Origin of the sequence: Bradyrhizobium mercantei (assembly GCF_001982635.1) — a bacterium.
Classification (GTDB): Bacteria; Pseudomonadota; Alphaproteobacteria; order Rhizobiales; family Xanthobacteraceae; genus Bradyrhizobium; species Bradyrhizobium mercantei.
In genome coordinates this window covers 455,085-476,987 of sequence record NZ_MKFI01000002.1, presented here as the reverse complement: position 1 = coordinate 476,987, position 21,903 = coordinate 455,085, and the positions used below count along the sequence as shown (strand labels likewise).

General features: G+C 62.7%; 21 protein-coding genes. 17 read left to right on the top strand and 4 right to left on the bottom strand.

The window, feature by feature from the left end; genetic code table 11:
- Nucleotides 1–65: 65 nt before the first annotated feature.
- Complete coding sequence (locus BI327_RS09880) at nucleotides 66–434, bottom strand: hypothetical protein (RefSeq protein ID WP_076860039.1); 369 nt, start codon at nucleotides 432–434, stop codon at nucleotides 66–68.
- Between the two features lie 187 nt (nucleotides 435–621).
- Here BI327_RS09880 and BI327_RS09875 point away from each other — a divergent pair, with 187 nt between their 5' ends.
- The 10 genes from BI327_RS09875 to BI327_RS09830 all read left to right on the top strand — a co-directional run bounded on the left by BI327_RS09875 (nucleotide 622) and on the right by BI327_RS09830 (nucleotide 10,024).
- Nucleotides 622–1,152, top strand: coding sequence for a DedA family protein (locus BI327_RS09875; RefSeq protein WP_076860037.1), 531 nt, complete (start codon nucleotides 622–624; stop codon nucleotides 1,150–1,152).
- A 153-nt stretch (nucleotides 1,153–1,305) separates the two neighbouring features.
- A complete protein-coding gene (locus tag BI327_RS09870; RefSeq protein ID WP_076860035.1) occupies nucleotides 1,306–2,295 on the top strand; it encodes an MBL fold metallo-hydrolase in 990 nt (329 codons plus the stop codon).
- Between the two features lie 219 nt (nucleotides 2,296–2,514).
- Nucleotides 2,515–3,189 carry an FMN-binding negative transcriptional regulator gene (locus tag BI327_RS09865; RefSeq protein ID WP_076860714.1) on the top strand — a complete coding sequence of 225 codons (675 nt, stop codon included), beginning with the start codon at nucleotides 2,515–2,517 and terminating at the stop codon, nucleotides 3,187–3,189.
- On the top strand, nucleotides 3,189–4,235 hold the full coding sequence (gene argC / locus BI327_RS09860; RefSeq protein ID WP_076860033.1) for an N-acetyl-gamma-glutamyl-phosphate reductase: 1,047 nt from the start codon (nucleotides 3,189–3,191) through the stop codon (nucleotides 4,233–4,235). Before BI327_RS09865 ends, argC (BI327_RS09860) begins: the two co-directional genes overlap by 1 nt.
- A 123-nt stretch (nucleotides 4,236–4,358) precedes the next feature.
- A complete protein-coding gene (gene argC / locus BI327_RS09855; protein WP_076860031.1) occupies nucleotides 4,359–5,336 on the top strand; it encodes an N-acetyl-gamma-glutamyl-phosphate reductase in 978 nt (325 codons plus the stop codon).
- A gap of 13 nt (nucleotides 5,337–5,349) precedes the next feature.
- On the top strand, nucleotides 5,350–5,940 hold the full coding sequence (locus tag BI327_RS09850; protein WP_076860029.1) for a class I SAM-dependent methyltransferase: 591 nt from the start codon (nucleotides 5,350–5,352) through the stop codon (nucleotides 5,938–5,940).
- 500 nt (nucleotides 5,941–6,440) lie between these two features.
- Entirely contained in the window at nucleotides 6,441–7,541 is a 1,101-nt protein-coding gene (locus BI327_RS09845; RefSeq protein WP_083742009.1) for a DUF262 domain-containing protein, read from the top strand.
- Nucleotides 7,542–8,006, top strand: coding sequence for a HEPN domain-containing protein (locus BI327_RS09840; RefSeq protein WP_076860027.1), 465 nt, complete (start codon nucleotides 7,542–7,544; stop codon nucleotides 8,004–8,006).
- A 142-nt stretch (nucleotides 8,007–8,148) separates the two neighbouring features.
- A complete protein-coding gene (locus BI327_RS09835; RefSeq protein WP_076860025.1) occupies nucleotides 8,149–8,751 on the top strand; it encodes a hypothetical protein in 603 nt (200 codons plus the stop codon).
- Between the two features lie 70 nt (nucleotides 8,752–8,821).
- Nucleotides 8,822–10,024, top strand: coding sequence for a PDDEXK-like family protein (locus tag BI327_RS09830; RefSeq protein ID WP_159450427.1), 1,203 nt, complete (start codon nucleotides 8,822–8,824; stop codon nucleotides 10,022–10,024).
- Between the two features lie 147 nt (nucleotides 10,025–10,171).
- On the opposite strand, the gene BI327_RS09825 is transcribed toward BI327_RS09830, so the two are convergent.
- Together BI327_RS09825 and BI327_RS09820 are read right to left on the bottom strand one after the other, a co-directional pair.
- Nucleotides 10,172–10,570, bottom strand: coding sequence for an MAPEG family protein (locus tag BI327_RS09825; protein WP_076860020.1), 399 nt, complete (start codon nucleotides 10,568–10,570; stop codon nucleotides 10,172–10,174).
- A 73-nt stretch (nucleotides 10,571–10,643) separates the two neighbouring features.
- Nucleotides 10,644–12,452, bottom strand: coding sequence for a PHA/PHB synthase family protein (locus BI327_RS09820; RefSeq protein ID WP_076860018.1), 1,809 nt, complete (start codon nucleotides 12,450–12,452; stop codon nucleotides 10,644–10,646).
- Nucleotides 12,453–12,741: 289 nt separating this feature from the next.
- On the opposite strand from BI327_RS09820, the gene BI327_RS09815 reads away from it, so the two are divergent.
- From BI327_RS09815 to BI327_RS09785, 7 genes are all read left to right on the top strand, one after another.
- Nucleotides 12,742–13,023 (top strand): hypothetical protein, encoded by a 282-nt coding sequence (locus BI327_RS09815; protein ID WP_076860016.1) that lies wholly within the window; start codon nucleotides 12,742–12,744, stop codon nucleotides 13,021–13,023.
- Between the two features lie 215 nt (nucleotides 13,024–13,238).
- Nucleotides 13,239–14,459 carry an LL-diaminopimelate aminotransferase gene (locus BI327_RS09810; RefSeq protein WP_076860014.1) on the top strand — a complete coding sequence of 407 codons (1,221 nt, stop codon included), beginning with the start codon at nucleotides 13,239–13,241 and terminating at the stop codon, nucleotides 14,457–14,459.
- Nucleotides 14,460–14,497: 38 nt separating this feature from the next.
- Complete coding sequence (locus tag BI327_RS09805) at nucleotides 14,498–15,817, top strand: homoserine dehydrogenase (RefSeq protein ID WP_076860013.1); 1,320 nt, start codon at nucleotides 14,498–14,500, stop codon at nucleotides 15,815–15,817.
- Between the two features lie 79 nt (nucleotides 15,818–15,896).
- Nucleotides 15,897–16,895: a class II fructose-bisphosphatase gene (glpX, locus tag BI327_RS09800; protein ID WP_076860011.1), complete on the top strand. Its 999-nt coding sequence runs from the start codon at nucleotides 15,897–15,899 to the stop codon at nucleotides 16,893–16,895.
- Nucleotides 16,896–17,003: 108 nt separating this feature from the next.
- On the top strand, nucleotides 17,004–17,723 hold the full coding sequence (locus tag BI327_RS09795; RefSeq protein ID WP_076860009.1) for a haloacid dehalogenase type II: 720 nt from the start codon (nucleotides 17,004–17,006) through the stop codon (nucleotides 17,721–17,723).
- 153 nt (nucleotides 17,724–17,876) lie between these two features.
- A complete protein-coding gene (recJ, locus tag BI327_RS09790) occupies nucleotides 17,877–19,718 on the top strand; it encodes a single-stranded-DNA-specific exonuclease RecJ (protein WP_076860007.1) in 1,842 nt (613 codons plus the stop codon).
- A gap of 18 nt (nucleotides 19,719–19,736) precedes the next feature.
- Nucleotides 19,737–20,555, top strand: coding sequence for an SDR family NAD(P)-dependent oxidoreductase (locus BI327_RS09785; protein WP_076860004.1), 819 nt, complete (start codon nucleotides 19,737–19,739; stop codon nucleotides 20,553–20,555).
- 89 nt (nucleotides 20,556–20,644) lie between these two features.
- Here the strand turns inward: BI327_RS09785 and BI327_RS09780 are convergent, their stop codons facing one another.
- Nucleotides 20,645–21,880, bottom strand: coding sequence for a lytic murein transglycosylase (locus tag BI327_RS09780; RefSeq protein ID WP_076860002.1), 1,236 nt, complete (start codon nucleotides 21,878–21,880; stop codon nucleotides 20,645–20,647).
- Nucleotides 21,881–21,903: the final 23 nt, after the last annotated feature.

The window sequence follows — 21,903 nt, the reverse complement described above, 5'->3', positions numbered from 1 at the left end:
GGGCTGGCAATGGGGGACGGCCGCGCCCTGGGGCCCCGGCCATCCCCCTAGATAGGAGCCTGCGATTACGCCCGCGAGGTGCGGAATACAACGACCGTGAACAGGGCCATCGCGGCGACCACCAGCAGCGATCCGACGATCGGGGCGGCCTCGAAAGAGGGGCCCTTCAGCAGCACGGCAGCGACGCCGGCCGGAAACAGCACGCCGCCGACGATATGCAGCCAGCCCTGGATCCTGGCGAGCAGCATGCCGCCCGCCGCCGGCACCAGCCGGTAGTACAGGCCGAACAGGAACAGCAATACGCCGCCGACGAGATTGAGATGCGCGTGCGCAGGCCCCAACGTGAAGTCGTGCTGGATACCCATGGCGATGCCCGCGAGCATTCCGAACAGCAAGACGACAACGCTCACGCACATCATCAGTGACCCGATCATCCAGTGTTTCCTTTTTCTTGTGAGGGAGATGCCAGACAGCCCGGACCGCGGGGCCTTGCCGGAAATCACGTTTGATCCCCGCCTTTGTGACTTGATGTCACGCAATGGGCTGGCTTACCTGTTCTTAGGCTGCGTGCCGCTAGAAAGGTTCATTCGAGGTTCAACGGAGCGGAAGGCACACGACGAGATGGAAGACCTTGCGCGGGCTCTGGCCGAATTCGTGCGCCATCACCAGGCCTGGGCCGCTCCGATCGTCATGCTGCTGGCGTTCGCAGAATCGCTCGCCTTCATCTCATTGCTGGTGCCCGCCTGGGGCGCGCTGGTTGCGATCGGCGCGCTGATCGGCGTCAGCGGGATCAGCTTCTGGCCGATCTGGATCGCGGGCGGCATCGGCGCCGCGCTCGGCGACTGGGTCTCCTACTGGTTCGGCTATCGCTACAAGGAGCACGTCGCGCAGATGTGGCCGCTGTCGCGCTATCCGGAGATCCTGCCGCGCGGCGAGGCCTTCGTGAAGAGCTGGGGCGTGCCCAGCATCTTCATCGGCCGCTTCTTCGGCCCGCTGCGCGCCTCGGTGCCGCTTGCGGCCGGCATCTTCGAGATGTCGTACTGGCAATTCCAGATCGCCAATTTCGTCTCCGCGCTGGTCTGGTCGGCGGCGCTGCTGCTGTTCGGCGACGTCATAGGCCAGGCCGTCGAGTGGATGTGGCGCGTGGTGTAGCGAGCACCGGAATAACGGCCACCTGCAGGGGTTAGGCGGGGGACAGGCGCTCGCATTGTCGTCATCGCGCGAGCATCGAAACGCTGCTACAACCTCGCCCGTGAAGGGCGAAATCACTGGGCGCCAATACAGTTTCACCGGGAAGGACAACACATGGAATTGACACGACGTCATGCGCTCGCCGGCGCCGCCGGCGTTGCCGCCGCACCGTTGCTATCTGCCGTTCCCGCGTCCGCCGCGGGTCCGGCCGCCGACAAGCAGGCACCGAGCTTCTATCGCTACAAGGTCGGTGACATCATGGTCAGCGTGGTGTCCGACGGCAAGAACGTGTTCAAGCTGGAAGATGCCTTCATTCCCAATGCGAAGCGGGACGATGTCAACGCGGCGCTGGAGAAGGCGTTCATGCCGCGCGACATGGTGACGATCTGGTTCGCGCCGCTCGTGCTCAACACCGGCGGCAAGCTCGTCGTGATCGACACCGGCAATGGTGCGCTGGCGAAGGCCAGCAGCAAGGGCGCCAACGGCCTGTTCGCCGACAATTTCGTCGCCGCCGGCTTCGATCCGAAGAATGTCGACATGGTCGTGATCTCGCACTTCCACGGCGACCACGTGAACGGCCTGCTCACCGCCGAAGGCACGCCGGCATTCCCGAACGCCGAGGTGCTGGTGCCGGCGACCGAATGGAAGTTCTGGATGGACGACGGCGAGATGAGCCGGGCGCCCGCCGGCCGCATGCAGGGCCTGTTCAAGAACAACCGCAACATCTTCGAGGCCGGGCTGAAGAAGAAGGTCACGCCCTATGAATGGGGCAAGGAGATCGCGCCGGGTCTGACCTCGGTGGAGGCCGTCGGCCACACGCCGGGCCACACCTCCTACGTGCTGGCCTCGGGTTCGGAGAAGGTCTTCATCCAGTCCGACGTCACCAACAATCCGCATTTGTTCGCGACCAACCCCGGCTGGCACGCATTCTTCGACCAGGACGGCGACGTGGCGGAGAAGACCCGCCGCCGCGTCTACGAGATGATCGTCGCCGAGCGGCTCCAGGTGCAGGGCTTCCACTATCCGTTCCCCGGCCTCGGCAATGTGGTGAAGGACGGCAGCGGCTACCGCGTCGTGCCGGCGCCGTGGAATCCGGTGATCTGACGGTTTTTCTTGACGTCTAGGGGGCGCGGCCTTATAGCCGCGCCCATGATCAACGCCGCGACCATCATCATCGCCCGCCGCCGCCGCATTCTCGCGGTATGGGCGGTCGCTCGCGTTTAGACCATCGCCTCTGCCGCCGGATCTGATCCCGCGGCGCTCTCCTGAAAAAGACACGCGGTTCGATCTGGCGGCTCCTTCGTCATGCAGGAGCTCAAGACCATGTATACGCCGCCGCCTTTCAAGCCTGACCGCGCCGCGAGCCTCCGCTTCGCGGAAGCGCGCGGTTTCGGCATCGCCTGCGCGTGCGACGGCGGCAAGCCGATCGCCTCCGCGCTGCCGTTCTATCTGAGCTACGCCGCCGACGGCACGCCGCGGGCGCTGTTTCATGTTGCCCGTCACAATCCGCTGGTAAAGCTGGCGGATGGCGGCGTTCCCTGGCTGCTGGCCGTCAACGGCGCGGATGCCTATGTCTCGGCCGACTGGTATGTGTCGCCCGACCAGGTGCCGACCTGGCTCTATCAGGCCGTGCATCTGACCGGGCCGGTGCGGACCCTGTCGGGTGAGGAACTTGCGGTTCAGATCGACGCGCTGAGCGCCAAGTTCGAGGACCGGCTGCTGCCGAAGAAGCCGTGGATGTCAGGCAAGATGACAGCGGCGCGGCTCGACGCCATGAAGAAGGCGATCGTGGGCTTTGAGATGACGGTGGAAGAGGTGGAGGGCAGCTTCAAGCTGAACCAGCACAAATCCGAGGCCGACTTTGCCGCGGTCGGTAACGCGCTCGCTTTGCAGGCCGAAGCTGGTGCCCGGCAGATCGCGGCTTTGATGCGCGAGGTGCGTCCGGAGGCTTTCGCAACGACACAAACCGAGATGACGAAGCTGCAAGGGGGCATGTGATGACGAAGAAGAAGATCGGCATCCTCGGCGCGTCCGGCTACACCGGCTCCGACGCGGTGCGCCTGCTGGCGCGGCACCCGAATGCCGACATCGCAGCGCTTACCGCCAACACCCATGCCGGCAAGGCAATGAGCGAGGTGTTTCCTCACTTCTTCATGCTCGACCTGCCAAAACTCGTGGAATGGGAAAAGGTCGATTGGACACGGCTCGATGCCGTGTTCTGCGGACTGCCGCACGGGACGACCCAGGAGATCATCGCCGCGGTGCTCAAAGCCAATCCCGGAATCAAGATCCTCGACATGTCTGCGGATTTCCGGCTGCGCGACAAGGACAGCTACGCGCAATGGTACGGTCATGAGCACCGGGCGTTGGAATTGCAGGGCGAGGCTGTCTATGGGCTGACCGAACTCTACCGGGAGAAGATCACGGCCGCGCGGCTCGTGGCCTGTCCCGGCTGCTATCCGACCGCAGTGCTGCTGGCGCTTGTTCCGCTGGCGAAGGCAAAGCTGATCGACGTCGACGACATCATCATCGATGCAAAGTCGGGCGTCACCGGCGCCGGACGCGGACTGAAACAGAACACGCTGTTCAGCGAGGCCGGCGAAGGATTGTCGCCCTATTCGATCGGAAGCCATCGACACTCGGCGGAGATCGAGCAGGAGATCGGCGCAGCCGCGGGCTCGGCCGTGACCGTGAACTTCACCCCGCATCTCATTCCGATGGCGCGGGGTGAGTTCTGCACGTCCTATGTCAGGCTCGACGGCGCAACGCCGGACGATTTGCGTGCCGAGCTGGAAAGGGCCTACGCCAACGAGCCGTTCGTCCATGTGACGAAGAAGGGCGTGCTGCCGCAGACGCAGAACGTGCGTGGTTCGAACTACGTCCAGATCGGCGTCGTCGCCGACCGGATCAAGGATCGCGCCATCGTGCTCTCGACGCTCGACAATCTCGTGAAGGGCTCGGCCGGGCAGGCGATCCAGAACATGAATCTGATGTTCGGCTTGCCCGAAACCACCGGACTGGAGCAGATCGCGCTGTTTCCATAAAGGGGTGGTTGTCGTGGACGGGAATACGCTCGATCCAACGACAATTGCCCATCGCCGGATTGGCGGCGCAGCGCGGCCAGATGTGTTAGCAAACGAAACGAACGAGCTCGAAAGGAACGTGCCATGACCCTCACCGAAACCAATCCGAAGACCAAGAGCGGTGCGACCAAGGCCACCGTGTTCGTCGATGGCGGCTCCGGCACCACGGGGCTCGGCATTCAGGAGCGGCTGCACGCCATCGGCGACGTCGCGGTGAAGCAGATCGCCGAGGACAAGCGGAAGGACGCCGGCGCCAAGCGCGCGCTGATGGAGGAGGTGGATCTCGTGATCCTCTGCCTGCCTGACGAGGCGGCGAAGGAGACCGTGGCGCTGATCGACACCATGGGCAATGCCGCGCCAAAAGTGCTCGACGCCTCGACGGCGTATCGGGTCGCGCCCGACTGGGCCTATGGCTTCGCCGAGCTCGCGCCCGATCAGGCCGACAAGATCCGCAACGCGAAAAAGGTCTCCAATCCGGGCTGCTATCCGACCGGCGCGATCGCGCTGCTGCGGCCGCTGGTCGACGGCGGAATGCTGCCGGCCGACTATCCCGTCACCATCAATGCGGTGAGCGGCTATTCGGGCGGCGGCAAGTCGATGATCGCGAGCTTCGAGGACGGCTCGGCGCCGGCCTTCCACCTCTACGGTCTCGGCTTCGAGCACAAGCACGTGCCGGAGATGCAGCTCTATTCGCATCTGACGCGGCGGCCGCTGTTCATCCCGTCGGTCGGCAACTTCCGGCAGGGCATGCTGGTCTCGGTGCCGTTGCAGCTCGACGCGCTGCCGGGCAAGCCTGATGGTGCCGATCTGCAGGCCGAGCTGGCGAAGTGGTATGCCGGCAGCAAATACGTGTCGGCGATGCCGCTGCAGAACGAAGCCGCCGCGGGCGGCAAGATCGAGCCGGAGGCGCTCAACGAGACCAACCAGCTCGAGCTCTACGTCTTCGCCAGCGACAAGCATCGCCAGGCGGTGCTGGTCGCGCGGCTCGACAATCTGGGCAAGGGTGCCTCGGGTGCCGCGGTCCAGAACATGCGGCTGATGCTCGGGCTCTCCGACATCTGACGGGACGCGCATCGTGGACGACGCCACGCTGCAATTCTACCGGCGCAATGCCGAGGCCTATGCCGGGTGGGCGAAAGCGCCGTCCACCCGGCTGATCGGCTTTCTCAAGCTGTTGCCGCCGGGCGGCACGATCCTCGAACTCGGCTGCGGCGCCGGCAATCATGCCGCCGTCATGCTCGCTGAAGGCTTCGTGCTGCGTGCGACCGACGGTTCGCCTGAAATGGCTGAGGTCGCCGCGCGGCGCATCAATCATCCGGTCGAGGCGATGCTGTTCGATGAGCTCGAGGATCTGGAAGCCTATGACGGCGTCTGGGCCAGCGCGTGCCTGCTGCACGTGCCGCGCGACGAGCTGGCCGGCGTCGTCGGCCGCATCCATCGCGCGCTGAAGCCCGGCGGCGTGTTCTACGCGAGCTACAAGATCGGCCATGGCGATGGCCGCGACAGCATCGGCCGCTACTACAATTATCCGGCGGTGGAATGGCTGGCGGCGACCTACACCGCGTCAGGGGCGTGGACCGAGGTCTCGTCGGACACCAGTGAGATCAAGAGCTTTGATGAGGCGCCCGCGACGATGTTGCATATTGTGGTCCGAAAGGGCGGATAATTGAAGCCGAACCGGCTGCGTTTGTCACGCTGACGAGGCAACCACAACTGCGGGTGACGGTGGAGGAGCTCCCCACCGCAGGTGCGCGCGGCCAAAATATCGAAAACAACCGCATGCAGAGTAGCTTCCGGCTGCTGGCGCTTGCTCGTAGTTGGCATAGTCAGATGCCATTGTTTGCCGCGCGGCGCTCTTCTTTCGTCGAGGCAGGGTCATATCTCCTAGTGCCGGGCCCGGGCGCCGCAGTCCGCGATAGGCGGTCGAGGTTGAATTGCATCGCTCTCCCGCACCGCGGGAGAAGTGCAGCGCGAGCCTTCGGCCGCAATTGAAAACCCCGACACACAAGCGCTCAAGGCTCCAACGGACGCGCGGGCAGCCATCGAACAATGGAAGACACCCCTTCAAGTGATGGCGGAGGTTGTGAATCGACCTTAAGTAGCAGTTCCGCCGCGACTTGATGATGCTTATAATGCGCCACCTCTGATTTTAGCACGGAATGGTCGATGGCAAAGAAAGCTCAGCAGCCGATTGAGTTCGAAGACGACTATGAGCTGGATCTTAGGGACAACATCGACGATGAGAGCGACAAAGAGGGCTCCACTAGTATCCAATTCACGATCTCTAGTTACGGAGCTGATTATCCCGTAGAGACCGTTGTAAAGAGACTGGAGACACAGGCGTTCTTTGTGCCGCCATTTCAGCGGCAGTTTGTGTGGTCCCAACGGCATGCATCGCGGTTCATCGAGTCCCTTTTGATGGGACTGCCGGTTCCTGGAATCTTCCTTTACAAAGAGGCCAAGACCGGGCGACACCTCGTGGTCGACGGTCAGCAGCGGCTCCGTACGCTCCAGTATTTCCATTCAGGCGTATTCCTCGACCGTGCATTTAAGTTAGTCGGCGTCAGAGATGAGTGGGAGGGCATGGCCTATAAGGACCTGCCTTCCGCGCTCCAGCTAAAGCTCGACGACTCCATTGTGCATGCCACAATCTTTCAGCAGGACGAACCGAAGGATCAGCTGAAGAGCGTCTATTTTGTTTTCGAGCGCATCAATTCGGGTGGCATGAGGCTTTCGCCACAGGAGATTCGAAACTGTATCAGTGATGGCGTCGCAATTGGCCTTGCCCGCGAATTGAACGATAACTCGGACTGGCGCGATATCTTCGGTGAGAGAAAAAACCGGCGCCTCAAAGACCAAGAATTGGTTCTCCGAGCCCTGGCCATGTTCGATGGGCGTGAAGGCTATCAATCGCCAATGAGAGAGTTTTTGAACGAGTTTGCCGACAAGGACATCGAAAAAAAGGAAGCCGAGCGGCTCAAAAAGCATTTTAAGGATGCGATGGCGCTTGTGAACGCCAGCTACGGTAACAAAGCATTTAGACCGTCGCGTGCGTTGAATGCCGCTGTGTTCGAGGCGGTGATGGTGGGATTAGCAGAACGCCTCGACGCACAGAAGTCGGCTCCCGACCCAAAGAAGTTCGCAGCCTCCTACGACAAGCTGATGAAAAACACCGATTTTCTGAAGGCGTGCGAAAGAGCCACCGCACGAGAAGACACTTTGGAAACTCGTCAAAAGATCGCTATTGCCGCATTCAAGGGCATTTAAGTGAGCTTTGAGATCGAACAGCGGTTTAGCGAGCTCGAAAAGCTTGTTCAATCCGCAAGCGCAAGAGGCCTTGATGAAAAGACCGCATCCTATCTGTGCAAGTTAGGAAGTGTGTTGATCTGCGGCAACCTTGAAAGATGTGTCGAGCATCTGGTTTTAGAGAAAGTAGGGAACGCATCACATCCCCGCGTTTCGAATTTTCTTAAGGGCCACTTTAAGTCGGGAAGAAATTACGATTGCGAGAATATCCAACAGCTCATGTTTCGTTTCGATATTGATTGGGGGAGAGCATTTGAAGCTTTCGTAATTGGCAACGAACGGATGAAGGTCGAAGTGGCATCCTGCTACGCAGTTCGCAATTCGGTCGCTCATGGTGGCGGTCAGTCGTTAGGACCGGCGCGCTTAAAGCAATTCTTCGATGCCACTTTTACGCTGGTGGCCGAGTTGGAGAAAATACTCCGCTGATAGTAGCAGCATAGGTGACCACGGCCGTGCGGCATTTCCCGCTCATACTTGGCTTTGGGGCGAACAGCTTAGAACCAAAGCTTGCTGAAGTGACGATGGTCGCACCCGTAATGCCAATAGTTCACCCGCTTAAGAGACCCTAATGGCAAAGTTCTTCAGAGCGTTCAAACAGAACGAACTATTCAGGCCAGATTTCGAGCGCGCTGATTTTAATGCGTGCGTGGGAGATAACGGAGGCCCGTACAGCCTCTATGACTATGCCTACGGCTACTTCGAAGCGACGGTGCTGCTTTTGGAGTCGGTGAGAAAAGAGGGGTGGGTCAACGACTTGATCGTTTATCCGATCTGCCTCAATCTGCGCCATGCAGTCGAACTCTACATCAAGTATCTCATATCGGACCTTACAAAGCTCACTCGATCGAACGCAAAGTTTCACATGAACCATTCCTTGCAGGGAAATTGGAGTACCGCCCTCCACTTGATCAAACAGACAAAGCTCGACGTTGATCCTAATGAGATCAGATTCGTCACAGGTATCGTTACTGACATTATGGAAGTCGACCCTAATGGGAGCATCTTTCGTTACCCAGAGAGTATCAAAGGTGACCAGCATCTAAAGGAGTGGGCAATAGTCAATCTAGCCGTTGTCAACGATCTCACCTCGTTGCTCGTCAAGATCGTAAAGGAGTGGCACTACAAGATCGAAGCTAGGATTGAAGCAGCAAATGAGAAGAGACCCAATTGAATGGTCTTCAGGCGTGAAGGCGAGGCACCAATACTCGGCAGAACCACCGCACGAGCACGATGAGGGCACCGTGGACGAGGTTGTATCAGCGGCTGTTTCGCCGGCCATTGATGAGGAACAGCGCCTTTTGGCGCTGATTTCAGATTTGGAGCTGTTTGCCGCACAATCAGATCGCTCGAGCCTAAACATCTTCGAGCTTGTGGGTTTGGATCGACAGGAAATCAAGCATTCCAGATTTCTAAAATTTCTACTAACTCCCGCGGAGCGCCACGGGCTCGGCGACGCATTTCTAAAAGAATTCATTGCCAAGGTGTTTGAGAGGTGTCAGTCCGATCCGCCTATTCGTCCGCTAGCATTTTCTCTCGCGAGCTTTGAAGATGCCTTAGTGCAGACGGAATGGAGGAACATCGACATTCTGATCGAGTCGAAATCCAATCGATTTGTGTTGGCGATCGAGAATAAGATCGACGCTGGCGAAGGAAATGGCCAGCTTTCCAAGTACGAGAAGGTTATCGACGCGACCTATCCACACTATCGGTGCGCCTTAGCTTATCTCACTCCGCCGGATGCGGACACTCCGTCGAGCAGCCGGTGGTCGTCAATCAGCTACGCGGATGTGCTTCAGGCACTAACAAAAGCACGCCAATCAAAAGTACTCGCGCCCGAAATCCAGCTAACGATAAACCACTACGTCGAATTGATCCGGAGAAATATCGTGCCTGACGACGAGTTGATCGAACAGTGTCGGCAGATATATGCCAAGCATCGGCAGGCCCTTGAACTTATCTACCGCTATGGGGACGTTAACAGCTTCCATACAGCCGCGAGCAACTTCTTCAAAGAGCATCCCGAATTTCGCTGGAGCACCCTAAAGCCAAGCAGGGCAGCTTTCTTACCAGCTTCGATTTACGACGCTGCCCCCGAAATGCGTGGCATGAATTGGTTCGGACAAGCGAGGCCTGTGCTATTTTGGTTTTCCTGGGAACCTAAAAAGCTTGGACTGATCATCGAAGTAGGCCCGTTCAATCACGAGAAATACCCCAGGGAGCCGCTGGCAAGGAAACTGCTTCAACATTTCGGCAGCAAGGTCAAAACCATATCCTCCCAATATACTCGCGTTCACACTCAATACCGCGCCCTCAAGGAGGAAGCGGCCGGAGATGTCGAGAAGTTGCAATCCGACATGACGGCGCTCTATAAGGATGCGGTGCATCACCTGAGCGACATCGCAACAATACTCGTTGAGTACTTTGAGAATAAACAGCCCGCGTAACCATCGGTCCGGATTACCGACCGAGTGGAGGTGGGTTACTGAAAGCGAGCAGGCGATAACGGAGAAAGCTACGGCTTTCGTTCCGCCATCTCCAGAGTAGAGCCGTAGCGGCCGCCGGCGGGTCTGTGCCGCGACCGGTAGGTAGCTCTAGAGAATCTTGAAGATCGCGAGCGCCAGCACGGCTTGGGCGATGAAGCCGACCGTGAAGGCCAGGGTGCGGAACACCGGCAGGCCGAGCGTGTAGACGATCAGATGCGCGACGCGGGCCCAGAAATAGACGGCGCAGGCCAGCACGGTCCATTTGGTGGAGTAGTCGGCGGCGTTGAGGATCAAGACCAGCGGCGCGAAGATCACGAGGTTCTCGACCGCGTTGTCATGGGCGAACATCAGCCGGTTGGCCCACTCGGCGTGGGGCTTGTCGCCGCGCGAGGGATTGCCCATCGCGCCGGAGAGGCCTCGCACCTGGCAGCGGTTGATGATGTAGGGGATCCACAACAGCCCGGTCAGGATCACCGTCAGCGACAGCCAGAACAGTTCGCGCGTCATCGTCTCCCCCTCACGTCAATTCGATTCCCGACCGCCGGGATCGTCTGTTTATAGCTGAGCGGAAGACTGGACGCTACGCGCGGACGCGGACATAGCTGCCCGGGGCATCCTCGAGCGCCGGCGCTCCGTTCGAGCCCACCATGCGCGCCGGGACAGTCTCGGGATCATGGCTCTCCAGCCAGCCGCGCCAGTCGGGCCACCACGACCCCTTGTGTTCCTCGGCGCCCTTCAGCCAGTCGGCGAGCTTCATGTCCTTGATGTTGTCGTTGGTCCAGTACTGGTACTTCTTCGACGCGGGCGGATTGACCACGCCGGCGATGTGGCCGGAGCCGGACAGCACGTATTTCACCGGGCCGCCGAAGAACTGCGAGCCGTACAGCACCGATTCCGCCGGCGCGATGTGATCCTCGCGTGCGGCGAGGTTGTAGACCGGCACCTTCACCTTCGACAGATCGAGCAGCGTGTTGTCGAGCACCATGGTGCCGGTCGACAGCCGGTTCTCCAGATAGCAGTTGCGCAGGTAGTAGGAGTGGTTCGACGACGGCATCCGCGTCGCATCCGAATTCCAGTGCAGCAGGTCGAACGAGGATGGCGCCTGGCCCTTCAGATAATTGTTCACGACATACGACCAGATCAGGTCGTTCGAGCGCAGCATGTTGAAGGCCATCGCCATCTTGCTGCCTTCGAGCACGCCGGATTCCTGCATGTCGCGTTCCAGCGCGGTGATCTGGTCCTCGTCGACGAAGACGAGCAGGTCGCCGGCGTGGGTGAAGTCGACCTGCGCGGCAAAGAACGTCGCCGAGGTCACGCGCTGACGGCGCTTCTCGGCGAGATAGGCCAGCGTCGAGGCGAGCAGGGTGCCGCCGACGCAATAGCCGGCGGTGTGCACCTTCATCTCGCCGGTGGCCTTCTCGATCACGTCCATCGCCGTGAGCGGGCCTTCGGTCATGTAGTCGGCCCAGGTCTTCTTGCCGAGCTCCTTGTCGGGATTGACCCAGGAGATCACAAAGACGGTGATGCCCTGGTCGACGCACCATTTGACGTAGGATTTCTCGGGACGCAGATCGAGGATGTAGAACTTGTTGATCCACGGCGGCACGATCAGCAGCGGCGTGCGCAGCACGTTCTCCGTCGCCGGCGAGTACTGGATCAGCTGCATCAGCTCGTTCTGGTAGATCACCTTGCCCGGCGTCGTCGCCATGTTGACGCCGACCTCGAGATTGCTCGAATCGGACTGGCGGATCCGCAGCGTGCCGTGGCCGGCCTCGATATCCTCGGCCAGCATCTTCATGCCGCGCACCAGATTGTCGCCGTTGGTCTCGACGGTGGCGCGCAGCACTTCCGGATTGGTCAGCACGAAGTTCGACGGCGCCAGCGCGTTGGTGATCTGCTGGACATAGAACTCGGCCTTCTTGCGGGTGTGCGGATCGATCCCGTCGGCATCGTGGACCAGCTGCTGCGCCCATTTCGCGGTCAAGAGATAGAGCTGCAGGATGAAGTCGAAGAACTGGTTCGACTTCCACTCCGGGTCCTGGAAGCGCTTGTCGCGCGGGGCCGGCGCGATCGCCGGCTTGGCATCGGCTTCGCCGGCCATGCGGCGCACGGCCGAGCCCCAGAGATCGAGGTAGTCCTTGCCGAGCTGCATCTGCAGCGAGGAGGCGCGCTCCTTGTCGGACAGCCAGTATTCGGCGATCACGCTGAAGGTCTTGATGACCTCACCGAGCTCGTTCGGCGGCTTGTCGCGGACTTCGCCGGTCTGCCGGGGCTTGAGATAGGCTGCCAGCGCCTGGCCGCTGCTCTCCATCGCCCGGGCGATGTTCATGGCGAAGGCTTCGGCGTTGAATTTAGGGGCGGCTTGGGTGTCGGTACTGACGTTGCTCATTTGAAGGACAATATCGCGTCGTTTGGGGGGCGTCATCGCGCGGTGCGGCAACGGAAATCAGTCAAAATCCAGCATTTCGCTGTGTTGCGGTGCGAGAAAAAATCTTTGTTCCGTCATATTGAAGCCTCAGGGGTCGCTTTTGTTGTTCCCGCTTTAAGCGTTTCGGGCGACAATGGTTTGAAACGCTAAAGTCGGAATTAACGCAGCGGGGACGCTGCAAGGCTCGTACCAGTGCGACCCGTGTCGGCAACGCGACGTGCGCGCTAGCTTGTTGGGGACAATTCGGCGCATGCCGATCGATAGAGTAAACAGGGGGCTCGCGGCCGCAGTGCTGCTCGCGTCAATGCTGGCGCTGAGCGGGTGCTCGAGCACGATTGCCGATATGGCGATGCCGGCCGACGCGCCGGCGCGACAAAAGGATGCGGGCGGCTACCTTCCGGTCCATGACCTTCCGCCCGACCGCTCCGATCCGACGATCAAGCCGGCGGACCAGGCCAAGATCGAGCAGGAGCTGATTGCCGCGCGCGAGCGCCAGGCCCAGGCGTCGGCGGCAGCCGCGAGCGGGAAGTGAGCCGCAGGAAGCGGCGGATCAGCGCTGGCGCCGCCCGGTGTCCGTGCTAAAAGAAACCCAGTTCAACCGCAGATCCGGCCGCAGCCCCCAGATCATGCGCCTGAATTCGCTCTAAATCATTGATTCAGCGCGATTTCTGTAAGAGGCCGTGCAGGCTTCCGCAACTCAACCAAGGGGGTCGATTCTGGCATCGCGGTTGTCGGAGCAAGGGTCCCATGGAAGATTTTTACCGCATTCGCCGTCTGCCGCCTTACGTCTTTGAGAAGGTCAACCAGGCCAAGGCGGCCGCGCGCAATGCCGGGGCCGATATCATCGACATGGGCATGGGGAACCCGGACCTGCCGACCCCGCCGCATGTGATCGAGAAGCTCAAGGAGACGCTGGGCAAGCCGCGGACCGACCGCTACTCGGCCTCGCGCGGCATCAACGGCCTGCGCAAGGCCCAGGCCGCCTATTATGCCCGCCGGTTCGGCGTCAAGCTCAACCCCGACACCCAGGTCGTCGCGACGCTCGGCTCCAAGGAAGGGTTCGCCAACGTCGCGCAGGCGATCACCGCGCCCGGCGATGTCGTGCTGTGCCCGAATCCGAGCTACCCGATCCATGCCTTCGGCTTCCTGATGGCGGGCGGCGTGATTCGCTCGGTGCCGTCGGAGCCGACGCCGCAGTTCTTCGAGGCGGTCGAGCGGGCGATCGTCCATTCGATCCCGAAGCCGATCGCGCTGATCGTCTGCTATCCGTCGAACCCGACCGCCTATGTCGCGGACCTCGACTTCTACAAGGATCTGGTCGCCTTCGCGAAGAAGCACGACATCTTCATCCTGTCCGATCTCGCCTACGCCGAAGTCTATTTCGACGAGGACAAGCCACCGCCGTCGGTGCTGCAGGTGCCGGGCGCGATCGACGTCACCGTCGAATTCACCTCGATGTCGAAGACGTTCTCGATGGCCGGCTGGCGCATGGGCTTTGCGGTCGGCAATGAGCGCATCATCGCGGCGCTGGCGCGGGTCAAATCCTATCTCGATTACGGCGCCTTCACGCCGGTCCAGGTGGCGGCGACCGCGGCGCTCAACGGCCCCGACGACTGCATCCGCGAGATGCGCGACACCTACCGCAAGCGCCGCGACGCGCTGGTCGAGTCATTTGGCCGCGCCGGCTGGGACATTCCGCCGCCGCAGGCCTCGATGTTCGCCTGGGCGCCGCTGCCCAAGGCGTTCGAAGCGGTCGGCAGCATGCAGTTCGCGACCCTGATGGTGGAGAAATCCGGCGTCGTGGTGTCGCCGGGCGTGGCCTTCGGCGAGCATGGCGAAGGCTATGTCCGCATCGCGATGGTGGAGAACGAGCAGCGCATCCGGCAGGCCGCGCGCGGCGTGCGCCGCTTCCTTGAAAGCGGCATCGAAACGTTGCACAACGTCGTTCCTCTCGCCAACCGACGCTAATCCTTCCAGGTTGCTTAATCTCCAGGTCCCTTAAATCCATGGTCGCACCCCTGAACGTGGGCATAGCGGGGCTCGGCACCGTCGGTGCCGATGTCGTCCGCCTCATCGAAACGCAAGGACGGGCGCTTGCCGAGCGCAGCGGCCGGCCGGTTCGTGTCGTCGCTGTGACGGCGCGCTCGAAAGCCAAGAAGCGCGGGCTCGATTTGCGCGGCATCGCCTGGGCGAAGAGCCCCGAGGCGCTGGCCGAAGATCCCAATATCGACTGCTTCGTCGAATTGATGGGCGGCGCCGGCGATCCGGCGCTGTCGGCGATCGAAACCGCGCTGAAGGCCGGCAAGTCGGTCGTGACCGCCAACAAGGCCTTGATCGCCAAGCACGGGCTGCGCCTCGCCGCAGCCGCCGAGAAGCATGGCGGCGCGCTGAACTTCGAGGCCGCCGTCGGTGCGGCGATCCCGGTCATCAAGACGCTGCGCGAGGGCCTTGCCGGCACCAGCGTCAACCGCGTCTACGGCATCCTCAACGGCACCTGCAACTACATCCTGACCCGGATGGAGCAGGAGGGCCTGTCGTTCGAGGAATGCCTGAAGGATGCCCAGCGTCTCGGCTATGCCGAAGCCAACCCGTCATTCGACGTCGATGGTCACGACACCGCGCAGAAGCTTGCGATCCTGGCGAGCCTCGCCTTCGGAACCAAGGTCGCGGAAAGCGCGGTCTATGTCGAAGGCATTTCCTCGATCACGCCGGAAGATCTCAGGGCGGCTTCGGAACTCGGCTACCGCGTCAAGCTGCTCGGCGTCGCCGTGCGCACGGCAAAGGGCATTGAGCAGCGCGTGCACCCGACCATGGTGCCGAAATCATCCTCGATCGCGCAGGTGATGGGCGTCACCAATGCTGTCGCAATCGACGGCGAGGGGATTCCGCCGATCACGCTGGTCGGCCCGGGCGCCGGCGGCGGCGCGACCGCCTCGGCCGTGGTCGCCGACATCGCCGACGTCGCCCGCGGCATCCGCGCCAAGCCGTTCGGCCGTCCCGTGGAGCGGTTGCGCGACACCACCAAGGCGCCGATGGAGCGCCACGAAGGTGGCTATTATATCCGCCTGATGGCGCGCGATCTTGCAGGCACTGCCGCAACAATCGCCACCCGCCTTGCGGAACAGAAGATATCCCTGGAATCCATCGTGCAGCGGCACCCGGATGGCGTCGATGTGAACGGTGCGGCCAAAAAACCTTCACCGGTTCCGGTCATTCTGATTACCTATGCGACCAGCGAGGATGCCGTGCATCGTGCGCTGGCCGCAGTGCAACGCGATAAGGTCATCAGCGGCCGGCCGCAGGTGATCCGGATCGAGAAAAACTAACGCATGGCCTGAACGGGTCGGGCGTGAGACGATTGATGCGGGCAGGCTGGCCTGTCCCAGAGGCTTAAGGAGTACGCCGATGTCGACCCATATTTCCGTTCCGCCGCAGATGCTGCTCGAGCGCATCCTGACGCTCGAAATCGTGCGCGTGACGGAGCGCGCGGCGGTGTCGGCCGCGCGGCTGCGCGGCCACGGCCAGGAGAAGGCCGCCGACAAGGCCGCGGTCGACGCGATGCGGCGTGAGCTCAACAAGCTGCCGATCGAAGGCACCATCGTGATCGGCGAGGGCGAGCGCGACGAAGCGCCGATGCTGTTCATCGGCGAGAAGGTCGGCCTCAACGCCGGGCCCAAGGTCGACATCGCGGTCGACCCGCTCGAAGGCACGACGCTGTGCGCCAAGAACATGCCGGGCTCGATCGCCACCATGGCGATGGCCGATGGCGGCACGCTGCTGCACGCGCCCGACGTCTACATGCAGAAGATCGCGATCGGCCCGGGCTTCGCCAAGAACGTGATCGAGCTCGACGCACCGCCAGCCGACAACGTCCGCCGTCTCGCCAAGGCCAAGGGCGTCGATCCCACCGCGATCAACGTGCTGGTGCTCGACCGTCCGCGCCATGCCGACATCATCAACAGCGTGCGCTCGACCGGCGCTGCCGTGCAGTTGATCACCGACGGCGACGTCGCCGGCGTCATCCACTGTGCCAAGCCCGATGAGACCGGCGTCGACATGTATATCGGCACCGGCGGCGCGCCCGAGGGCGTGCTGGCGGCGGTCGCGCTGCGCTGCATCGGCGGCCAGATGCAGTGCCGCCTGATCCTCGACACCGAGGAGAAGCGCGAGCGCGCGCACAAGATGGGCGTCACCGATCCGAAGATGATCTACGGCATCGAGGACATGGCGCGGGGCGACTGCCTGTTCGCCGCCACCGGCGTCACGACAGGCTCGCTGCTGACCGGCGTGAAGTTCAAGAAGGACGTGATCGAGACCGAGACCGTCGTGATGCGCTCGGTCACCGGCACCGTGCGCTACATCAAGGCCGAGCACCGCCAGCTCGAGAAGTTCCACCTCGACTGAGGGCGAGCTTAACAGTGGTTGTCATTCCGGGCCTGCGCCGAGAGGCGCATCCCGGAATGACGAAGAGAGAGTGCGGCGTAAGCAAGAACAACAAAAGCGGGAGGCACTATGTCCGATCTGTCCGCAGTCAAGGCGCTGGTGTTCGACGTGTTCGGAACCGTCGTCGACTGGCGCACCAGCCTGATCAACGACTTCACGACATGGGGAGAGAAGCGCGGCATCAAGGCCGACTGGACCGCGCTGGTCGACGGCTGGCGCGCGGTCTACGCGGCCTCGATGGACGAGGTGCGCAAGAACCCGCAGAACGGCTATGTCATCCTCGACGTCTTGCACCGCCGCTCGCTGGAGAAGCTGGTCGCGCAGTTCGACATCAAGGGGCTGACCGAACTCGATCTGCAGCATCTGACGCTGGGCTGGCATCGCCTGCACGGCTGGCCCGACAGCGTCGCCGGCCTGACCCGGCTGAAGACCAAATACATCATCTCGCCGCTCTCCAACGGCAACGTCGCGCTGCTCACCAACATGGCGAAGTTCGCAGGCCTGCCGTGGGACCTCGTGATGTCGGCCGAGCTGTTCGAGCACTACAAGCCCGATCCGGAAACCTATCTCGGCGCCGCAAAACTGCTCTGCCTGCCGCCGGAGCAGGTGATGATGGTCGCCGCCCACAATTACGACCTGAAGCACGCGCAGAAGCTCGGCCTGAAGACCGCCTTCGTGGCGCGTCCGGCCGAATACGGCCCGCTGCAAAAATACGATTTCGAGGCCACCGGCGAGTGGGACATCGTGGCCAAGGATTTCGGGGAAATCGCCAGCCGGATGGGCTGCTAGAACTGGCCTGGGATTCACTGAAGCGCTACGATTCCTTCCGGACGCATCGGCCCTGATTGGATCAGGGCCGATGTTCCGGATTTTTGTTTGGCGCGTTTTCTTCACGCGAACCGGTATCCGCTTCGCCTGAAAACGCTCTGTTCGGAAGGAATCATGACGCTCCACGCATCCGCACTGCCCATCGAGGCGCCACAGGCGTTCCTCGGCGTGGCGCGGTCGCTGACCGGAAAGCTCTGGCGCGACCGGCTGGATGCGCGCGGGGCGGCACGGGCGCTCGCGATCGTGCAGCGGCACAATCTGCCGGAAATGCTGGCGCGGGTGCTGGCGGGGCGCGACGTCGCGATCGACGAGGTCACCGACTTCCTCGACCCGACCATCCGCAAGCTGATGCCGGATCCCCACACGGTCACCGAGATGGAGCATGCCGCCAAGCGCATCGCTGACGCCGCAGCGCGTGGCGAGAAGGTCGCGATCTTCGGCGACTATGACGTCGACGGCGCGACCTCGGCGGCGCTGCTGACCTGGCATCTGCGCCATTGCGGGCTCGACCCGCTGATCCATATTCCCGACCGCATCTTCGAAGGCTATGGCCCGAACGTCGATGCCGTCCGCGGGCTAGCGGCGAAGGGCGCGACGCTGCTGGTCACGGTCGATTGCGGCACCACCAGCATCGAGCCGCTGGCGGAAGCCAAGAGGCTCGGCATGTCGGTCGTGGTGATCGATCATCACCAGACCGGCGATGATTTGCCCGAGGTCGACGCGCTGGTGAATCCGAACCGGCCCGACGATCTCTCCGGCCTCGGTCATCTCGCGGCCGTCGGCCTGGTGTTCGTGACCTTGGTCGCGGTGAACCGCGAGCTGCGCCAGCGCGGCTTCTGGACCAGCGAGATGCCGGAGCCCGACCTGCTCAGCGTGCTGCATCACGTCGCCCTCGGCACCGTCGCCGACGTTGCGCCGCTGATCGGGCTGAACCGGGCCTTCGTCGCCAAGGGCCTGATCGCGATGCGCCGCCGCGACCACGTCGGCCACACCGCGCTGATGGATGTGGCACGGCTCAACGGCCCGCCGGAGGCCTGGCATCTCGGCTTCATGCTGGGGCCGCGCATCAATGCCGGCGGCCGCATCGGGCGCGCCGATCTCGGCGTCCGGCTGCTGCTTGAAGGCGATGTGTCGGAGGCCGCGCGGATCGCGGCCGAGCTCGATCGCCTCAACACCGAGCGGCGCGTGATCGAGCAGGCGGCCGAGGCGCAGGCCGAAGCGGAAGCGCTGGCCTCGCTCGGGCTCGAGGACAAGGGCGCTGTCATCGTCACTGCGGCGGAAGGCTGGCATCCCGGCGTGGTTGGGCTTGTCGCGGCACGGCTGAAGGAGAAGTTCGCGCGTCCGGCGTTTGCGATCGCGCTCGAGCCCGGCGGCATCGGCACCGGATCGGGCCGCTCGATCGGCGGCGTCGATCTCGGCAAGGCGGTACGCCAGGCGGTGCATGACGGCCTGCTGATGAAGGGCGGCGGACACGCAATGGCGGCCGGCGTCACGCTGCGCAAGGAGAAGCTCGCCGAATTCCGCGCCTACATGGAAAGCGCGCTCGCGGCCGACGTCGCCAACTCGCGTCACGAGAACGAGCTGTTCATCGATGGCGCGGTGACCGCGCGCGCCGTGACACCTGAATTCGCCGCGATGCTCAATCGCGCAGGTCCGTTCGGCAGCGCCAATCCGGAGCCGGTGATCGCGCTGCCGTCGCATCAGCTGGTCTATGCCGACGAGGTCGGGCAGGCGCATTTGCGGCTGCGCTTCAAGTCCGGCGACGGTTCGATCGTCAACGGTATCGCATTCCGCTCGGTCGGACAGAAGCTCGGCAGCGCCTTGACGCAAAATCGCGGCCAGCAATTGCACGTGGCGGGCTCTCTTGCAGTCGACCGTTGGCAAGGCACCGAACGTGTGCAATTCCGTGTCCTCGACGTCGCGGTGCCGGATCAGGGCCCGACGGTGATCCGATAAGAAACGTTGGGAGAGGACATGTCAGGACAGGTTGAAGGCAAGGTCGCGCTGGTGACCGGCGGCGCATCGGGTATTGGTGCAGCGATCGTCGAGCTGCTGGCGCAGGAGGGCGCGACGGTCATTGCGACCGATATCGACGAGTTGAGGGGACCCGAGCTCGCCGCGCGGCTCACGAAGGCCGGGCGCAACGTGACCTTCCTGCAGCAGGACGTCACCAGCGAGGAGCGCTGGAGCGAAATCATCGCCGAGATCGGCAAGCGCCACGGCCGCCTCGACATCATGGTCTCGAACGCCGGCATCGGCATCGCGGTGCCCTCGATCGTCGACATGACGCTTGCGGATTGGCGCCGGCAGACCGCGATCAACATCGACGGCGTATTCCTGTCGGTGAAGCACTCGTTGCCGCTGATGCGAAAGCATGGCGGCGGCTCCATCGTGATGATGTCGTCGCTGGCCGGCCTGCGTGGCGCGGCGAACCTGTCGGGCTACAGCGCGACCAAGGGCGCGGTGCGGCTATTCGCCAAGTCGATTGCGATGGAATGTGCGCAGGTGAATGACGGCATCCGCGTCAACTCGGTGCATCCCGGCATCATCGACACACCGATCTGGGGTAAGATCCCGACCGGAGCAACCGGCGCCGGCCAGAACGCACGGATCGATCCCGAGGAGCGCGCAAGGTTCGCCACGCCGCTCGGCCGTGCCGGCCAGGCGATCGAGATCGCGCAGGGCGTGCTCTATCTCGCTTCGGATGCGTCGCGCTACGTCACCGGCTCCGAACTCGTGATCGATGGCGGCATGAACGCCGGCGGCGTGGTGCGGCAGCCTCCGAGCAGTTAGTTTGTAGCCCGCATGAGCGAAGCGATATGCGGGAATACCTTCCCGGGTGTCGCTTTCGCTCACCCGGGCTACGCGGATCGCAAGGATGGCTAACCGCCTTGCCGCAACCGCGCCAGCACCTTGAGCCCGCCGTAACCGTCGGCGGGCAAGAGGCCCGCCTTGTTCTGAAAATCCTTGATCGCCTTCATGGTGTCGTTGCCGACGCGGCCGTCGGTGCCGCCGGTGTCGAAGCCGGCCTTGGTCAGCCGCGTCTGCATCTCCTGCACTTCGGCAAGCGTCAGCGCGCGCTCCGAGCCCGGGAAAGGCTGGATGAAGGGCGGCCCGCCGAGACAGCGGTCGCCGAGATGGCAGATCGCGAGCGCATAGTTCATCGAGGGATTGTAGCTCTTCACCGAATTGAAGTTCGGGCCGAGCAGGAAGGCCGGGCCGCCCGCAACCGGAATCCAGAGCTGCGCCGATGCATTCGGCTGCGGAAACGGCTGGCCGTCGGCTCTGACGACGCCGGCGCCGGCCCAGGCCGCATAGCTGCGGCTGCCGCTGGCGCCACCGCCGGGCGCGCGGACCTCGTAGCCCCAGTGCTCGCCGCGGTGCCACTTGCCGCGATTGACGAGATACTTTGCGGTCGAGCCCAGCGCGTCGTCGGGGCGGCCGAACGGCGAGACCTTGCCGTCGCCGTCATAGTCGAAGCCGACATTGAGCCAGACCTCCGGCATCCATTGCGAATGGCCCATCGCGCCGGCCCAGGAGCCGTTCATCTCCTGCGGCGTGCTCCAGCCGCGCTGCACGATCTTCATCGCGTTGATCAGCTCGGTCTCCCAATAGGCCTTGCGGCGCGGCTCGTTCCAGGCGAGTGCGGCGAGCGAGGGAAACACCGGCGTCATGTGGTTCTGCTGCACCAGCGGATCGCCATAGGCTGACTCGACGCCCCACAGCGCGAGCAGCGTGCCGCGCTCGACGCCGAAATCGCGCTCGATCCGGGCGAACAGCGCCTGATTGTTCTTCAGCGCTTCCTTGCCATGGATGATGCGCCAGTCGGAGACGCGGCGGTTGATGTACTGCCAGATCTGCTCGTGGAATTCGGGCTGGTTGCGCATCTGCTTGAACACGCTCATGTCGGGTTCGACATGTGCCATGCAGCGATTCCAGGTCGCCTCCGAAATGCCTTTTGCGAGTGCGCGGGCGCGAAAATTGTCGCGCCACTGGTCGAAGCCGGGAGGGGCGGCCGCCAATACGTCGAACTGTGTGGCGAGCGTGATGCCCGCTGCAAGCCCCGCCTTGAGGGCGGTGCGGCGGGCCGGGGATTCAGGAGAATCAGGCTGTTTCATGCGCCCAGTCTAGCGGCGCCGAT

Coding starts and splice junctions, on each gene's coding strand:
- BI327_RS09795 (WP_076860009.1), top strand. CDS start 17,004: ATGTCCGATCTGTCCGCAGTCAAGGCGCTGGTGTTCGACGTGTTCGGA.
- BI327_RS09820 (WP_076860018.1), bottom strand. CDS start 12,452: ATGAGCAACGTCAGTACCGACACCCAAGCCGCCCCTAAATTCAACGCC.
- BI327_RS09875 (WP_076860037.1), top strand. CDS start 622: ATGGAAGACCTTGCGCGGGCTCTGGCCGAATTCGTGCGCCATCACCAG.
- BI327_RS09815 (WP_076860016.1), top strand. CDS start 12,742: ATGCCGATCGATAGAGTAAACAGGGGGCTCGCGGCCGCAGTGCTGCTC.
- BI327_RS09780 (WP_076860002.1), bottom strand. CDS start 21,880: ATGAAACAGCCTGATTCTCCTGAATCCCCGGCCCGCCGCACCGCCCTC.
- BI327_RS09880 (WP_076860039.1), bottom strand. CDS start 434: ATGATCGGGTCACTGATGATGTGCGTGAGCGTTGTCGTCTTGCTGTTC.
- glpX (WP_076860011.1), top strand. CDS start 15,897: ATGTCGACCCATATTTCCGTTCCGCCGCAGATGCTGCTCGAGCGCATC.
- BI327_RS09845 (WP_083742009.1), top strand. CDS start 6,441: ATGGCAAAGAAAGCTCAGCAGCCGATTGAGTTCGAAGACGACTATGAG.
- BI327_RS09870 (WP_076860035.1), top strand. CDS start 1,306: ATGGAATTGACACGACGTCATGCGCTCGCCGGCGCCGCCGGCGTTGCC.
- BI327_RS09825 (WP_076860020.1), bottom strand. CDS start 10,570: ATGACGCGCGAACTGTTCTGGCTGTCGCTGACGGTGATCCTGACCGGG.
- BI327_RS09865 (WP_076860714.1), top strand. CDS start 2,515: ATGTATACGCCGCCGCCTTTCAAGCCTGACCGCGCCGCGAGCCTCCGC.
- BI327_RS09805 (WP_076860013.1), top strand. CDS start 14,498: ATGGTCGCACCCCTGAACGTGGGCATAGCGGGGCTCGGCACCGTCGGT.
- argC (WP_076860033.1), top strand. CDS start 3,189: ATGACGAAGAAGAAGATCGGCATCCTCGGCGCGTCCGGCTACACCGGC.
- BI327_RS09810 (WP_076860014.1), top strand. CDS start 13,239: ATGGAAGATTTTTACCGCATTCGCCGTCTGCCGCCTTACGTCTTTGAG.
- BI327_RS09785 (WP_076860004.1), top strand. CDS start 19,737: ATGTCAGGACAGGTTGAAGGCAAGGTCGCGCTGGTGACCGGCGGCGCA.
- recJ (WP_076860007.1), top strand. CDS start 17,877: ATGACGCTCCACGCATCCGCACTGCCCATCGAGGCGCCACAGGCGTTC.
- BI327_RS09835 (WP_076860025.1), top strand. CDS start 8,149: ATGGCAAAGTTCTTCAGAGCGTTCAAACAGAACGAACTATTCAGGCCA.
- argC (WP_076860031.1), top strand. CDS start 4,359: ATGACCCTCACCGAAACCAATCCGAAGACCAAGAGCGGTGCGACCAAG.